This is a genomic window from Palleronia rufa, assembly GCF_000743715.1.
Classification (GTDB): domain Bacteria; phylum Pseudomonadota; class Alphaproteobacteria; order Rhodobacterales; family Rhodobacteraceae; genus Palleronia; species Palleronia rufa.
The window spans coordinates 630,573-645,213 of sequence record NZ_JQEY01000001.1 but is presented as its reverse complement, the minus strand read 5'-3'; the positions used below and the strand labels follow the sequence as shown (position 1 = coordinate 645,213).

Below are 14,641 nucleotides of genomic sequence, written 5' to 3'. Positions count from 1 at the left end.
TGCAGAACGCTGGAGATGGCAGCCAAAGATGGGGAACCCTCGGCCTACGTTGGGACAGATATCCGAGCTTAGAGAGAGGCAAGCCCGCATCGAATAGCGTCAGGCGGTATCCAGTCCGCGGATGAGAGCATGATAGCCATCGGTTCGGATTGCCGTCTCCAGCGCCATGCACAGGCTATAGTTTTTGACCATCCCGCGACTGCGGGGTAGTGTTGGTGTGCTTGGAAAGCCTGAAGCGCTCATGAGAGCGTAGGATTCTGCCCCCTTCGGCATCAGACCCCTGGGTGTCTCTTCCATCTCTCGCTGTCTCCCTGCGCCATCGGTCGATCCGCACGACTTGACGCGCGACGTTCGGGAATACGTACCGACTGTCGGTTTGTAATCAAGGGGCGATCGAGAATGACCGAAGGGAACAGATCACACCGCCGCCATCGGATGGCCGCGTCCGACCGGCGCCAGGCGATCCTGGACGCCGCTCAATCGCTGTTCATGGAGCGGGGGTGGGAAATCGTGACCATCGCCGACGTCCTGGAAGTGGCCGACATCTCCAAGGGCGGCTTCTACCACCACTTCACCGCCAAGGATGACTTGCTGACCGGGATCGTGACCCGCATGACGGATCATGCGCTGGTTGCCGCTGAGGCCGCGCGGAAGGAAACCTCTGGTAACGCGCTTGCCCGTCTGAATGCCTTCATCGGCGGGTCGCTACGCTGGAACACCGAAAACCCGGACTCGCTGCGGGTCTTCGCCGAAATACTGGCTCGACCGGGCAACGATGTCCTGTTCCAGCGGATATTCGAGGCGACCTCTGCCACGGTGCAGCCGATCCTGACTGGGATGCTCGCGGAAGGTGTCGAGGACGGCACGTCCGATCTGGCCGATCCCGGACTCACCGCCGAGGTGATCGTTGGCTTGGCGCAGGGGCGCCGCGTCATCCTTGCCAATGCGATAGAGTCTGCCTTGGCCGGAGACACCGACGCGGCGGCGGCCGATTTTGACACAAGGATGGTGGCCGAGGGTGCGATATGCGACCGGCTTCTCGGTCTGCCCCGGGGCAGCGTCGCGCTGTCGAGCCCGCTGGAGTATCGTCGGATGTCCGTAGGGTTCGGCAACCGCGACAGTGACACGGCCCACGATCACGAAAAATGACGTTCACAAACATGCCGCGTCGGTCAAATCAGGCTCCGTTCGCCGCCTGCGGAACGAACATCCGGTCCCGCCTTCGCGCGGGATTTCACACTCTCCCGTAAACGATCCCTTGAGTCCGACCGGTCCCGCCGCATTGAAAAGGACATCCGCGGTCGGTCGGCCGGATCGCGCGACAGCGCAATGTTGCGTTGTCTTTTCCCCTCACCATGGCGTAGCCGGACGTCAGACAGTCACCAAGAACGGAAAAGCGCGATGCCGCGGCGGCTGAATACGATCCTGCGGGCCACCTACCTCAGGGCAAGGTCGGCCGTCCAGGCGCTCGGTCCCCTGCCCGCAGCGCAAACGCGCGTGGACGCGGCGGACGCCGAAAGCCCGGCATCCTACGGCGGCCCTCTGCGGATCCGGGACGCCGCCTGGGCGGAGGCGGAGGCGACCGCCCCGGACGCTCCCCCCCACTACGGCGCGGCGCTCGACCGTCTGGTACGCGCTGCGGCGCTCAATCCACGGCCGCCCACCGTCGGCGCCGAATACGACCGCATCAAGCCCCATTTCGACGCCGCCTTCTACTTCGCCCACCAATCGGACATCGCCGCCAAGCGGATCGACCCGGTCGCCCACTATATCCAGGCCGGCGCGCGGGAGGGACGCGATCCGACCAGCCTGTTCTCGACCCGGTCCTATCTGCGGCGCTATCCCGACGTAGCCGACCATCCCGGCACGCCTTTCGATCACTGGCTCACCCGGGGCCGCGCCGAGGGCCGCGACGCCGCCCCGGCGAGCCTTGCGGGCATGAACGAAGTGCTGGGGCTGACGGACGCGCAAATCGTCGACCGCCTCGCCGCGCGCCACGCCGATCTGCGCGATCGCCTGGCCACGGGCGAGCTGGGGCGCATGGTGACCCTTGCCGCCCGCCACGATCCCGCCGTGCTGCGGGTCTGGCCGGCCGCGCTGCGGCTGCGCGTGCTGCCCTTCTCCACCACCCGGATCACCGACAGGATCGCGTGTTTGTACCGGATGCAGGCGGCGCTCGGCTGGCGGCGGGCTCGCGCGGTGATCGTGACCGGCGGGGACGGGGGGCCGGAGCCGGTCGTGGAGCGGACGCTCGCCGCCGCCGTGGCCGCCTTCGGCGCCGCGGACGTCGTGGTGCTGCAGACCGCGTCCCTGCCGCCCGCGCCCCTGCCCTTTGTGCCACCGGGGCTGCGCGTCCTGCATATTCCCGATCAGGCGCGGCGCCACCGGGACGACAACACGCGGCTCCTGGCGGATCTGCTGCGCAGTCTGCGCCCGGCGGCGGTGATCGCCGATCACGCCCCGCTCTTCTCGGCGGCGCTGCAAAGCTACGGGCGGGCCCTGCGCGCCGGTTTCAACATCGCGATGATCGCGCCGTGCGACCAGCCGACGCCTCTGGGGCACCTGATACCCGCACGCGAGGGGATGCTTTACCGGATCCTGCCGATGATCGACCTTCTGATCTGTGAGGACCCCATCGTGCGTAACAGGCTGGCCGACGCGCATCACCTCGACGCCGCCGACCGCGGCCGGCTGGTGCCGATCGCCGACCTGGAGGCGCCCGGAGCGTTCGAGGCCGCAATTGCGGCCCCCCGCCGAGGAGATATGGCATGAGCACGATCACCCTCGCCATGACCGTCCATGCCGAGACCCACGTCGCCGGTCCGACCATGCACAGCGCCGAAGCCGCCATCGCCGCGGCCGAGGCGGCAGGCCACTGGGTCGAACGGCTCATCGGGATGGATACGCCGACCGCGGCCGCGCGCGCCTATTTCAACCGGCCCGCCTTCGCGCCGTGGCGCCGGATAGAGGTCGCGTGCCGCGACCAGGGCCTTGCGCGCAACGCGCTGGTGGCAGAGGCCCAAGGCCACTACGTGGCCTTTCTGGATGCCGACGATCTCTTTTCACAGAACTGGCTGGCGAACGCGGCCGATTGCCTGGACGTCGCCGGGACCGCCGGCCGCCGGGTCATCGTGCACCCCGAGCTGAACTGGCAGTTCGACGCGATCCAGAACGTCTATGCCAACCCCCCGCAGGACGATCCGTTCTTCTCGCCGCATGTCATGTCCACCGCGAATTACTACGACGCGCTCTGCATGGCGCCGCGCGCCGCCTGGCAGGAGCTCGGGTTTCCCGCGCGCGACGTGGCCGGCGGTTTCGCGATGGAGGATTACCAGTGGTTCGTGGAAGCGACCGCGCGCGGCTGGGAGCATGACGTGGCCCGCGACACGATTATCTTCAAGCGCCGGCGGGACCTGTCCCAGAGCGTCGAAGCCCGCGGGCGCACGGCGCTCATCCGCGCGATCGAGCCCCTGGCCATCGACCGGGTGCGCCACATGGCGGCCGGCACCGCCGGGGGCGGGTCCGACAACGGATAAGGCCGATCCCCCCGGTACGCCGAGGCGAGCCCAGCGATCCGCGTCGTGGTCCCGCCGATCAAACCCGCCGACGCGATGCCTCCGTTTCGATCCACGCCCCGTGTGGGGGGGCGACGTGCTCCTCGCCCGGCGAGACCTTGTTGGCCCAACAGGCCCTCACTTGCATATTTGGACGTCTTTGAGAACGTTTGGCGAACGGATCAGTCGGCTGAGGCTCGGAGATACATGGCGACATCTTCGCCAGCGAACTTGTATACGCGTCCATCGGCAACGCGCTCGGCGCTGATCGGGTATTCGGGACGATTGGGATTGGCTTTGATAGTGTAACCGCCCCCCGACGGCATCACTGTGCCAAGGTGGGATCACAACAATCCAACTTGGGAGGCGGTCATGTCGGCTCACCACATATGGTGAACTCGCGTGCCTCGAAGCAGGGGCCCCTTCCAAAAGGGCTGAAGGCCTGTCCTGCGTTCCGTCCTACCGGATTACTTCTAGGAGTAAGCGCAGGGCGGGCCGACCGTCAAACTTTTTGTCACCTCTGACGGTTTCAGGCCGGGACGGTGTATGCCTCGGATTTAACCCTAAATGGGATTACATAACACCCGTCCCGGACGTTCCGGTTGCCGTGGAGCGGAGCGGCCCTCGGTTCGCGCTTTGGTTGCGACCCACCGCCGCGGTGAAATCCGTTGCAGAACATACGGGAATTCCGTATGGTGCCAGCATGAGCGACAGGTTCGACCCGGCCAAGGATGCGATCAACCGGGACCGACACGGCCTGCCGCTGCTCTTCGGCGATGCCGTCATGGCGGACCCGGATCATCTGGTCGTGCCGACGATCCGCCCCGAAGACGGCGAGGAGCGCTTCAAGGCCGTGGGCTTAGTCTACGGCAAGCTTTATGCCGCCGTGTTTGTGTGGCGCGGCGACCTGCCCCGGTTCATTTCGGTCAGAAGGAGCAATCCAGGTGAAGAAAAACGATATCGCGATCCCCGCTGACCCTTCCGATTCGGAAGACGGCGATGTGACGTTCGAGGGCCTCGAGCGCGGTCAGAGGGCCCGGCTGATCCGCACCGCCCGCACTCGGCTGGGTCTGTCGCAGCCCGAGTTCGCCCGGCGCTTTCACGTTCCTATCGGCACGCTGCGCGACTGGGAACAGGCCCGCACCACCGCCCCGGATTTCGCCGTGGCCTACGTTCGCGTCATCATGCAGGATCCGGACATGGTGGCCTCAGCCGTCGGCTAGTACTACAGTTGCATATGGCTTTGTTGCGCAAAGACTGGGTGAGGGATTCATCTCGTGAATCCAGCGTGGTAGCTGTCCTGCATGAGCAGACCGATCCCGCCGAGCTACAAGACAAAGAACTGGCCGGCCTACAACGAAGCGCTGAAGCAGCGTGGTTCCCTGACGATCTGGTTCGATCCAGACATGCCTGACGATGAAAGTCCTTTTTGGCATGGCGCTCCGACAGACGACCGGGTTCATTGAAAGGGCTTTGTTGCGCAAAGACTGGGTGAGGGATTCATCTCGTCAATCCAGCGTGGTAGCTGTCCTGCATGAGCAGACCGATCCCGCCGAGCTACAAGACAAAGAACTGGCCGGCCTACAACGAAGCGCTGAAGCAGCGTGGTTCCCTGACGATCTGGTTCGATCCGGACATGGTCTGGGTGCGGCCGCCGACCGGCAAGCGAGGCCGGTAGCCGTTATATAGCGACGCCGCGATCCAGACATGCCTGACGATGAAAGTCCTTTTTGGCATGGCGCTCCGACAGACGACCGGGTTCATTGAAAGCCTCCTGCGCCTGGTCGGCCTCGACTGGGCGGTGCCCGACTTCAGCACACTGAGCCGGCGCCAGAAGACCTTGTCCGTGACTATTCCCTACCGCGGCTCAGATGGGCCGCTGAACCTGTTGATCGACAGCACCGGCATCAAGGCAGAGGGTGAAGGCGAGTGGAACGCCCGCAAGCATGGCGGCGCGAAACGCCGTCTATGGCGCAAGATCCACATCGGCGTCGAYGAACRSACGCTGGAGATCCGAGCCATCGAGATCACCGGAAGCAACGTCGGGGACGCGCCCATGCTGCCCGAGTTGCTCAACCAGATCCCCGCCGGCGTGGAGATCGGATCGATCACCGCTGACGGAGCCTACGATACGCGCAAGTGCCATGACGCCGTCGCCGACCGCGGCGCCCATGCCGTCATACCGCCGCGCAAGAATGCCAAGCCGTGGAAGCCATCAACCCCAGCCGCCATTGCCCGGAACGAGGCTCTGCGCGCATCGAGATACCTCGGCCGCGCCATCTGGCGAAAATGGAGCGGATACCACCGCCGGAGCCGCGCCGAGACGAAGATGCATTGCGTGAAGCTACTGGGGCAGAGCCTCCTGGCGCGCGACTTCGATCGCCAGGTCGCCGAACTTCAGGTCCGCGCCGCCGTGCTGAACGGCTACACCGCGCTCGGCATACCCATCACAGAGCCTGCGGGATAAGTGCGTCCGGGGAAAGGGGAAGTCCGGGATTTACGGTCTTTGCGCAACAAAGCCCATCTTCATCGAACGACGAGACCTTGTCCGGTTGTCCATCGGGGCGCCATCGGTTTGAGCCCGATAGGCGACGGTTCGAGGACAATGGTCGCGTGGTGCAGCCTCACATACGAATGCGTCTATCTGCACGCCCGGGAGACCGGCCCGCAGGCCAAGGCAGGGGTTGGCAGATGGATCGCCTTCTACAACCACCGGCGGCCACACGCCGCCCATGGCGGACAGCCGCCAGACGTGATCTCCCACGCTGGCAACACGATCATGCAACCTGACCAGAAGACCCGAAGAGAAGCTTAGATCCCGCCAGATCCTGTCCAAGAGATGGGGAGCAGTTCAATGGTGCCGCAGGTCGCGCCGGATGCGATCGTGCTCTTCGACGGCGCGCCCCAGTATGCGGCCCGCGAGGGCGCGCGGGATCACCTACGAAATCCTCATCAAGGGGCGGCGCGGGCGTCGGACGCCCAAGGCCCATCACCTCAACAGCGTCGATAACCTCTACCTCAAGCGGAAGGACTGGTTCCGCAAGCTCTGGCGCGGTCCGGCCACGAAGAACCTTGATAGCTTTCCCGATGGATGGCGGCCCGGCGGGGCACTGATCCCGTCGCGCTATTCCGGTCGATCGTCGCTGGGTCAGGAGAGCGCCGACACGGTTTGCTGACATTCCCCCACGTTCGTGAAAACGGCATTCGGAACTGTCACTTTTCGCGAGTTATACAAGCGGCAATTCGCGCTGTCGCGTCACCTGACCCAGCGTCCGGGAATTGGGCGTGTCCTGTGCGGCCAGGCTCATCGCGGGATTTCTACGTTTGCGTCGCAAGACAAGTGCTTCCCTTTCCCCGCGCTTGGCGCGAGGAGGGCATATGTCGATCCTCACCTTCCTTCGTCGAAACGCACCGTTCCTGACGGTCGGCGTTCTGCTTACCCTATCCTCTTCCTTCGGGCAGACGTTCTTTATCGCCGTGTTCGCGGGCCAGATCCGGCAGGCGTTCGATCTGTCCCATGGCGATTGGGGCGTACTCTATTCCGCCGGGACCACGGCATCGGCCGCGGTGATGATCTGGGCGGGTCTGGCGACCGACACGTTCCGGGTGCGGGTCCTGGGCCCTGCGGTTCTGCTCCTTCTGGCGCTGGCTTGTGTGCTCATGGCGGTGGCTTGGTCGCGCACGACACTGGTCTTCGCCATCTTCGCGCTCCGCTTTGCCGGGCAGGGCATGGCGACCCTGGTGGCGACCGTGGCCATGGCGCGCTGGTTCGTCGCGTCGCGGGGCAAGGCGCTGTCCATCAGCCGGGTCGGCGTGGGTCTGGGAGAAGCGTTCCTGCCGCTGATCTTCGTGGCCCTCATGGGCGCATTCGACTGGCGGATGCTCTGGCTGTTGGCGGGCGCCATCGTCCTGCTGATCCTGCCGATGCTGCGACCGCTTTTGACGTTGGAGCGCACGCCCCGCAGCATTGCCGAAGACGACCAGGCCCTGGGCATGGGCGGCGGGCACTGGACCCGTGGGCGGATGCTGCGCCATCCGCTGTTCTGGTTCCTGGTGCCGATGCTGATCGCACCGCCCGCCTTTTCGACGGCATTCTTCTTTCACCAGGTCCATCTGGCGGAGGCAAAGGGTTGGAGCCACGTGGGGCTCGTGTCGCTGTTTCCGGTGTTCACGGCGGCGTCCTTCGTGTCCATGTTCGCCGCCGGCTGGGTGGTGGACCGCATCGGAACCGCGCGCCTGATGCCGCTGGTCATCCTGCCCATGGCGGCCGGTTTCGCGGGGTTTTCGGCGGTCCCGACGCTTTGGGCGGCGGGGATCTTCATCGCGCTGATGGGGCTGACGCAGGGCATGGCGAATACAGTGCCGCCGGCGTTCTGGGCGGAATTCTACGGTGCGCGCCATCTGGGCGGGATCAAGGCGCTGGCCGCCGCGCTCATGGTGCTCGGGACGGCCATCGGGCCTGCGGTGACCGGCGTGCTGATCGACCGCGGACTGGCGTTTCCGCAGCAGATGCTGGGGATCGCCGTCTATTTCGTGCTTGCCGCAGGGCTGGTCGGGGTCGGGATCGGGCGGGCGCGCAGGTCACTTCCGGCGTAGGTACACGTAGAATGCGCCCGCGCCGCCGTGGCGGTGATGGGCCTGGGCCACCTGCAGGACGAGCGCGGACAGGGGCGGCGTGGACAGCCAATGCGGCACCTGATGGCGCAAGATGCCCCGCCGGACGGGAACGGGGGTCCCGTCGTCCCGGTCGCGGCCCTTGCCGGTGATCACCAGCACCAACCGCTTGCCGTCCGCATGGGCCGCAAAGAGAAATCCGGTCAATCGGGGATGCGCCTCTTCCAGCGTCAGGCCATGGAGGTCGATCCGCCCGTCCATGACCAGCTTGCCGCGCGTCATCCGCCCGAAGGCCTTGGCATCCATGCGCAGCGGCTGGCCCGCCAACCGGTCGGACAGCGACGGCTCGGTCCGGATCTGCGACGGTGCGGCCTGTGCCCTGCCACCCAGACGAAAGCCGGAGAGGTCGGCGCGCGGGGGGGTGTCGGAGGGGCGCGGCTTGGGCGCCAGCGCGTCCGGCAGGGCGGTGCGCCGCTGCGGGTGGAGGGGCGAGGTCCGGTCGGCCACCTGCTTCCAGAGCGCGCGTTCTTCCGGGCGCAACTCCCGGCGCCGGGCCATCAGAGCGGCTCGGCCAGCGCATAGGCTCTCTGGATCGGCATCAGCACGACCATCCGGCCCCCTTCCTTGACCGCGCCGGCCCGCGTACCGGCAGCCTGCCCGGTGCCAAAGAAGATGTCCGCCCTCTGCGCCCCCTTGACCGCCGCGCCAGTGTCCTGGGCGATCATCAGGCGGCGCATGTTTTCGGCGCCGTCGGTCTCGATCCAGACGGGAGCACCAAGCGTGACGCGGGACGGGTCCACGGCGATGGACCGGAGCGCGGTGATCGAACGGTTCATGGCCCCCAGCGGTCCGCGGTCCGCGGGCACCTGGTTGACCTCACGAAAGAACACATAGGACGGGTTGCGCTGCAGAAGTTTGCGCCCCTCCTCGCCCTTTTCGCGCACCCAGTCGCGGATCCGGTCGGCGCTGACGGAGTGCTCGTCCAACTCTCCCAAGCGGATCAGTTCCTTGCCGACGGACCGGTATTCGTGGCCGTTCTTGCCGCCGTAACCGACCCGAAGCGCGGTCCCGTCGTCCAGGCGCACCCGACCCGACCCCTGAACCTGAAGAAAATAGACATCCACGGGATCGTCGATCCATGCGATCTCCAGTCCCCGTCCGGTGAGGGCGCCGGATTCCTCGATCTCGGCGCGGCTCAGGAAAGGGCGGTCGGCAGCCTCATCCGGCAGGCGGTAGATCGGGTACTGATAAGGGCCGCCGCGATACCGGGAACCGCGCAGCTCCGGCTCATAGTAGCCGGTGAAGAGCATCGGCGTGCCGTCCTCGATCAGGACGGGGCTGAAGTGCAGCTCGAAAAAGGTGCGGGCATCGTCCCAGTCCGCGGCGGTCTTGCACAGCACCGTCCAGTCCGGATCCTGCATGTCGCGGCAGGTCTCGCGGAAGACCGCCAGGGCCGCCGCCTGGTCATCGGCCTCCCAGCCCTCCAGTTCCGAGAATTCCAGCACGCGGTAGGTCACCGGCCCCGCCTGCGCGCCAGTCATGGCGGAGAGCCCCAGTGCGAATGACAGTACCGCGACGACGGCACGCATCACTCGCCCGTGGCGACCAACTGCCAGTTCGGATCGTCCGTGCCCATGGGCCGTCCGAACGTCCAGGTGTCGTGCTGGCGTTTGATTTCGTTCGGATCGCCCTCAACCACGGTGCCTTCGGCGTCCCGGACCACGGTGGTCAATTCAGCCAGAAAACGCACGGTGACCTGCCCCTCCCGGGTGTCCCTGTCGAAGGTGGCGCGGCGCAACTCCACGTCGCGGACCCCAACGATCTCGCTGTCGATTACCAGGCCCTTTTCCTTGCGTTCCGCGATCACCGCATCGAACGCCTCTGCCACATCGGGGCCCAGGAATCCCCGCACATCGGATATGTCGCCGCTTTCGAAGGCGGAAAATATCATCTCATAGGCCTGCCGCGCACCGGTAAGGAATTCGCTCACCGAAAAGCCTGGCTCCGCCATCTTCATCGCGGCCAGAGCCTTGGCGCTGTCCGAGCCGTCCTCCACGTGGTCGGTGATGTCGCGGTCCGGACCGCCCTCTATCACTTCAAGCTCCGGGCGCGCGCGGGTCTGGGCCGAAGACGCCTGGACCTGCGGCTTTTCGAACCCCTCACGGGTTCCGAGGACGTTTTTCAACCGCAAGATGAGAAATACGGCGATCCCGGCAAGGACCAGCAACTGAATGACGGCAGAGTTCATGGGGCCTCTGGTGTTCGGGCGGGTGAAATCATCGCAATCCGTTCCTATCTAGGATCGGGTCGGGTTCAAGTCCACCATTCCCGCCCGAAGACCAGGAGATGCGCCATGTGGCTACTTGCCGCCTTCATCGCGGTTCCGTTGATCGAAATCGCCCTGTTCATCCAGGTCGGCGGGGCCATCGGCCTGTGGCCGACCCTGCTGATCGTCGTGGTCACGGCGATCCTGGGAACGTCCCTGGTCCGCTCTCAGGGGGCGCTGGCGCTGAGCCAGGTCAGACGCTCCTTCAATGAGCTGCGCGACCCCGCGGAGCCGCTGGCCAACGGTGCGATGATCCTCTTCGCCGGCGCGTTGTTGCTGACGCCCGGGTTTTTCACGGACGCCTGCGGCTTCGCGCTGCTGGTGCCCGGGGTCCGCAAACTGCTTATCAAGGAGATGAAAAAGCGCGTCCGGGTCCAGGCGTTTTCGACCCGGGACACGGCCGGCCCCGCCCGCCCCCGGGAGCAGCACACCCGCCACGCTCAAGGAGACGTGATCGACGCCGACTATGCAGAGGTCGAGATCAGGAGCCCCGATCCCGACCGGCGCCCGTCCGGCTGGACCAGCGGTGGGTCCGATGGTAGGTCCGGACGCCAATAGAACCGGGAGACCCACCAATGGCCGAAGAGACCGACACGAAGCCCCCCGAAGCACAGAACGGCGCCCCCCCCGCCGTTCCGCAGATCCGCCCGCTGGCGCAGTACATCCGCGACATGTCGTTTGAAAACCTCTTGGCGCAGAAAGGCATCAAGGGACAGGTGCAGCCGGATGTGTCGGTACAGGTCAGCCTGGACGCCAAGAAGCGCGATCAGGACGACCAATACGACGTGATCGGCAAGTTCACGATCCGCTCCAAGAACAAGGAGTCGGAGGACACGCTGTTCCTGATGGAGCTTGAATACGGCGGCGTCTTCCAGGTGTCGAACGTCGCCAAGGAGCAGCTTCACCCGTTCCTGCTGATCGAGGCGCCGCGGCTGATGTTCCCCTATATCCGCCGGATCGTGTCGGATGTGACGCATGACGGTGGGTTTCCGCCGCTGAACCTGGAGCCGATCGATTTCGTGGCACTTTACCGCCAGGGCATCGCCCAGCGCGCCAAGGCCCAGCAGCAGCAGCCCACCGGCACGGCCTAGAGCGCTTTCCAAACCGCCGCATCGCCCAGACGCTCGACGAAGGCGGCGTGGGCGGCGGCCTCTGCGTCGGTGATGCGCGGGGGCAGGGGTGCCGGGCGCGGATGCGGCCGCCAGGCGGTGCTGCTGGCGGTCTCCCTCTCGGGAGCCGTGGACAGACCGAAATCCGGCTGCCGTCCACCGATCAACTCCAGGTAGACGTCAGCCAGGATCTCGCTGTCGAGGAGGGCGCCATGCAGCGTCCGGCTGGACGTGTCGATCCCGAACCGCCGACAGAGCGCGTCCAGAGATGCTGGCGACCCCGGGAACCGCTTGCGGGCGATCGCCAGGGTGTCGAGCGCCTGATCCTGAGGTAAAAGGCGCAGCCCCGCCCATCCAAGCTCTGCATTCAGGAATTTCATGTCGAACGCGGCATTGTGGATCACCAGCCGCGCGTCGCCCACGAACTCCAGGAAGGCCTTTGCCACGTCGCGGAACACTGGCTTGTCGCTCAAAAACGCGTCGCCAAGGCCGTGAACCTCGAATGCATCCTGGGGCATGGACCGTTCCGGGTTGATATACTCGTGGAACACCCGGCCCGTAGGCATATGGCCGATCAGTTCGATCGCACCGATCTCGACGATCCGATCGCCGCTCTCGGGCTCGAATCCGGTGGTTTCGGTGTCCAGGACAATCTCACGCATGGCGGTTCCTCAGATCCTCGATCAACCGTTCGACATGCGCGCGAGTTTCGGCCATCGACACGGTCGGCACAACCACGTCGGCACGGGCGCGCTTTTCCGCGTCTGGCATCTGGCGCGCCAAAATAGCATCGAACCGGGCATCGGTCATGCCGTTTCGGGCCAGGACGCGCGTCCGCTGCACCTCAGGCGGAGCAGAGACCACCACGGTCAGGTCCACCGCATTTTCGCCGCCGGTCTCGAAGAGCAGCGGGATGTCGAGCACCACCATCGCCGCCTGGGTGTCAGAGACGAAAGCGGCACGGTCCCGCGCCACCAGCGGATGTACGATCCGCTCGATCCGGGACAGGGCGTCCGGATCCTCCGCGATCCAGTCCGACAGCGCCGCGCGGTCCACGCCATCCGGTCCAACAGCCAGCGGGCGCACCGCGCGGAGGGGTGCGACCGCGGCGCCTTCGGGCCCGTATAGCCGATGCACCGCCGCGTCCGCGTCCCAGACAGGCACCCCCAGATCGCGGAACATCGCCGCGGTCGTGGACTTGCCCATCCCGATCGAACCGGTCAGCCCGATCCTGAGCGGCCCGCTCAAGACCGCAGCACCGCGTCGCGCAGCGCGTCGTCGACGTCCGGGCGCCTGCCGAACCAGCGCTCGAACCCCGGGACCGCCTGGTGCAAAAGCATCCCCAGCCCGTCCACCACCCGACAACCGCGTGCCCGGGCCGTCCGCAAAAGCTCTGTCTCAAGGGGAGTATAGACCAGATCGGTCACCAGCGCGTCCGGTTCCAGCCCGTCCAGCGGAACGCGGAACGCGGGCTCGCCCTCCATCCCCAGGGATGTCGTGTTCACCACCGTCAGAGCGTCGTCGAGCATGTTGCCCGCCTGCCGCCAGTCGTAAACCGAGATACGCGCACCGAACTCCTGCCGCAGAGAGTCCGCGCGGGACCGGGTGCGGTTCGTCAACCGGATTTCCGGCGCGCCGGCGTTGAGCAGCGACACGACCACCGCGCGCGCCGCACCGCCAGCTCCGAACACCGCCGCCGGACCCGCGGGCGCAGACCAGCCCGGAGCACCCTGCCGCAAGTTCTCGATGAACCCGACGCCATCGGTGTTATCGGCCAGAATCGTCCCGTCCTCACGAAACACCACCGTGTTCGCCGCCCCGATCAGCGCCGCCCGGTCTGTTACGCTGCCGGCCAGATCCACGATTGCCTCCTTATGGGGGATCGTCACGTTGCAACCCACGAAACCCATGCGCGGCATGGTCTCAAGCACACGGCGGAGGTTCTGCCGCGACACCTCCAGAGGGACATAGTGGCCCCGGAGCCCGTAGCGGCGCAGCCAGTGGCCATGAAGCACGGGGGATCTGGAATGGGCGACAGGCTGTCCCAGCACGGCTGCCAGGGGGATCGGGTCGGTCATGACTCCAGATAGCCGCGGTCGATGAGCCACGACAAGAGTGGCAGCATCGGAAGCCCCAGTACGGTGAAGTAATCTCCGTCTATGGCGGAAAAAAGGCGCATGCCTTCTTCCTCCAGCTTGTAGCTGCCCACCGCGTGCCGGACGCTGTCCCAGTTCCGCGCCACATAGGCGTCAATATACCGCGCGCTCAGCGGACGCATGGCAAGCCGGGCAGTCCCGACGTGCCGCCACACGGGGGCGGGGCCTTCATGGGCAACGACGGCGGAGTGAAGCAGATGCCTCTTGCCCGACAGCGCAGCAAGCTGCGCGCGGGCGGTTTCGGGCGTGTCGGGCTTTGACAAGATCCGTCCGCCGAGATCGAGCACCTGATCGCAGCCGAGCACCAGGTCTCCCGGCCGGCGGCCGGCAACCTTCCGCGCCTTGGTCTCAGCCAGCGCCTCCGCGATGTCGCGTGGCTTGGTATCTTCTGCGGCAAGGGACAGCTTCATGCTTTCTTCATCTATCCGTGGCAGGTCTGTGGCGAAGTCCAGCCCCGAGGCCCGCAGCAGCGAAGCGCGTATCTCTGAACCGGAGGCGAGGACAAGCATGCTGGCAACCCTGTGGACAACCGCGGTACGGCGACGGGGACAGATCATGTCATCGTCGTTCTCGCCGAATAACCCGCTTCTTGCCCCGGATCCAACCGCATTCCGTCCACGGAGACCGAGCCGCAATCCCGTCCTGCGGATCGATGCCTGTCAATCCCAGACCATCCATAGAGTTCTCCACATGGGAATACGACAGTTACTTCGTACCTAACATACTACTATAAAAGTATTTTCCAGGTGTTCCTCATATGTCCTTCAGGTCAACTCATCCACACGTATGATCCTATGGAGAACACCGCGAGAAACGCGATTCTCCCCACCTTCCACAGAGCCTACAAACAAACATCAATCTTTCTCTTTATTTAATTTTATA

Annotated in this window: 16 protein-coding genes and 3 pseudogenes; 12 read left to right on the top strand and 7 right to left on the bottom strand. The window is 65.6% G+C overall.

Translation table 11 applies throughout. From position 1 onward, the window contains the following. Positions 1-399: 399 nt before the first annotated feature. From KW83_RS03070 to KW83_RS03030, 10 genes and pseudogenes are all read left to right on the top strand, one after another. Positions 400-1,149, top strand: a complete 750-nt coding sequence (locus KW83_RS03070; RefSeq protein WP_235191344.1) for a TetR/AcrR family transcriptional regulator — start codon at positions 400-402, stop codon at positions 1,147-1,149. 252 nt (positions 1,150-1,401) lie between these two features. Next, positions 1,402-2,772 (top strand): hypothetical protein, encoded by a 1,371-nt coding sequence (locus KW83_RS18970; protein WP_051928172.1) that lies wholly within the window; start codon positions 1,402-1,404, stop codon positions 2,770-2,772. Next, positions 2,769-3,536 (top strand): glycosyltransferase family A protein, encoded by a 768-nt coding sequence (locus KW83_RS03060; protein ID WP_036174217.1) that lies wholly within the window; start codon positions 2,769-2,771, stop codon positions 3,534-3,536. Before KW83_RS18970 ends, KW83_RS03060 begins: the two co-directional genes overlap by 4 nt. Before the next feature lie 721 nt (positions 3,537-4,257). Next, positions 4,258-4,530: a BrnT family toxin gene (locus KW83_RS03055; RefSeq protein WP_036174200.1), complete on the top strand. Its 273-nt coding sequence runs from the start codon at positions 4,258-4,260 to the stop codon at positions 4,528-4,530. Beyond that, positions 4,499-4,777 (top strand): helix-turn-helix domain-containing protein, encoded by a 279-nt coding sequence (locus KW83_RS03050; RefSeq protein ID WP_036174196.1) that lies wholly within the window; start codon positions 4,499-4,501, stop codon positions 4,775-4,777. Before KW83_RS03055 ends, KW83_RS03050 begins: the two co-directional genes overlap by 32 nt. 81 nt (positions 4,778-4,858) lie before the next feature. Further along, positions 4,859-5,045, top strand: a pseudogene (locus tag KW83_RS20395) (IS5/IS1182 family transposase); the annotation flags it as partial. Positions 5,046-5,088: 43 nt separating this feature from the next. Continuing rightward, a pseudogene (locus KW83_RS03040) lies at positions 5,089-6,021 on the top strand (IS5 family transposase). 147 nt (positions 6,022-6,168) lie between these two features. Further along, positions 6,169-6,369: pseudogene (locus tag KW83_RS19555) on the top strand (integrase core domain-containing protein); the annotation flags it as partial. 94 nt (positions 6,370-6,463) lie between these two features. After that, complete coding sequence (locus tag KW83_RS03035) at positions 6,464-6,730, top strand: hypothetical protein (RefSeq protein ID WP_036174193.1); 267 nt, start codon at positions 6,464-6,466, stop codon at positions 6,728-6,730. 202 nt (positions 6,731-6,932) lie between these two features. Next, the gene (locus tag KW83_RS03030; RefSeq protein ID WP_036174190.1) at positions 6,933-8,150 is read left to right on the top strand and encodes an MFS transporter; all 1,218 of its coding nucleotides are present in this window, start codon (positions 6,933-6,935) and stop codon (positions 8,148-8,150) included. Here KW83_RS03030 and KW83_RS03025 read toward each other — a convergent pair. Genes KW83_RS03025 through KW83_RS03015 form a run of 3 tightly spaced genes read right to left on the bottom strand, consistent with a single transcriptional unit; the run spans position 8,136 to position 10,416 of the window. Next, a complete protein-coding gene (locus KW83_RS03025; RefSeq protein WP_036174188.1) occupies positions 8,136-8,726 on the bottom strand; it encodes a Smr/MutS family protein in 591 nt (196 codons plus the stop codon). The two genes, KW83_RS03030 and KW83_RS03025, sit on opposite strands and share 15 nt — an antisense overlap. Beyond that, positions 8,726-9,709 (bottom strand): murein transglycosylase A, encoded by a 984-nt coding sequence (gene mltA, locus KW83_RS03020; RefSeq protein ID WP_051928243.1) that lies wholly within the window; start codon positions 9,707-9,709, stop codon positions 8,726-8,728. The genes KW83_RS03025 and mltA overlap by 1 nt, the downstream gene beginning before the upstream one ends. Positions 9,710-9,756: 47 nt before the next feature. Further along, complete coding sequence (locus tag KW83_RS03015) at positions 9,757-10,416, bottom strand: Tim44/TimA family putative adaptor protein (protein WP_036174185.1); 660 nt, start codon at positions 10,414-10,416, stop codon at positions 9,757-9,759. Between the two features lie 105 nt (positions 10,417-10,521). Between KW83_RS03015 and KW83_RS03010 the strand changes: the two genes are divergently transcribed. Together KW83_RS03010 and secB are read left to right on the top strand one after the other, a co-directional pair. Next, positions 10,522-11,052 carry an FxsA family protein gene (locus KW83_RS03010; RefSeq protein WP_051928170.1) on the top strand — a complete coding sequence of 177 codons (531 nt, stop codon included), beginning with the start codon at positions 10,522-10,524 and terminating at the stop codon, positions 11,050-11,052. 17 nt (positions 11,053-11,069) lie between these two features. After that, positions 11,070-11,585 (top strand): protein-export chaperone SecB, encoded by a 516-nt coding sequence (gene secB / locus KW83_RS03005; RefSeq protein WP_036174182.1) that lies wholly within the window; start codon positions 11,070-11,072, stop codon positions 11,583-11,585. Here the strand turns inward: secB and dnaQ are convergent. From dnaQ to KW83_RS02985, 4 genes are read right to left on the bottom strand one after another with little or no spacing between them, the layout of a single operon-like run. Beyond that, on the bottom strand, positions 11,582-12,265 hold the full coding sequence (dnaQ, locus tag KW83_RS03000; RefSeq protein ID WP_036174181.1) for a DNA polymerase III subunit epsilon: 684 nt from the start codon (positions 12,263-12,265) through the stop codon (positions 11,582-11,584). The genes secB and dnaQ overlap by 4 nt on opposite strands. Further along, positions 12,258-12,809: a dephospho-CoA kinase gene (gene coaE / locus KW83_RS02995; protein WP_051928168.1), complete on the bottom strand. Its 552-nt coding sequence runs from the start codon at positions 12,807-12,809 to the stop codon at positions 12,258-12,260. The genes dnaQ and coaE overlap by 8 nt, the downstream gene beginning before the upstream one ends. 38 nt (positions 12,810-12,847) lie before the next feature. After that, a complete protein-coding gene (locus tag KW83_RS02990) occupies positions 12,848-13,681 on the bottom strand; it encodes a shikimate dehydrogenase (protein WP_036174175.1) in 834 nt (277 codons plus the stop codon). Further along, a complete protein-coding gene (locus tag KW83_RS02985; protein WP_036174172.1) occupies positions 13,678-14,268 on the bottom strand; it encodes a Maf family protein in 591 nt (196 codons plus the stop codon). Before KW83_RS02985 ends, KW83_RS02990 begins: the two co-directional genes overlap by 4 nt. Positions 14,269-14,641: the final 373 nt, after the last annotated feature.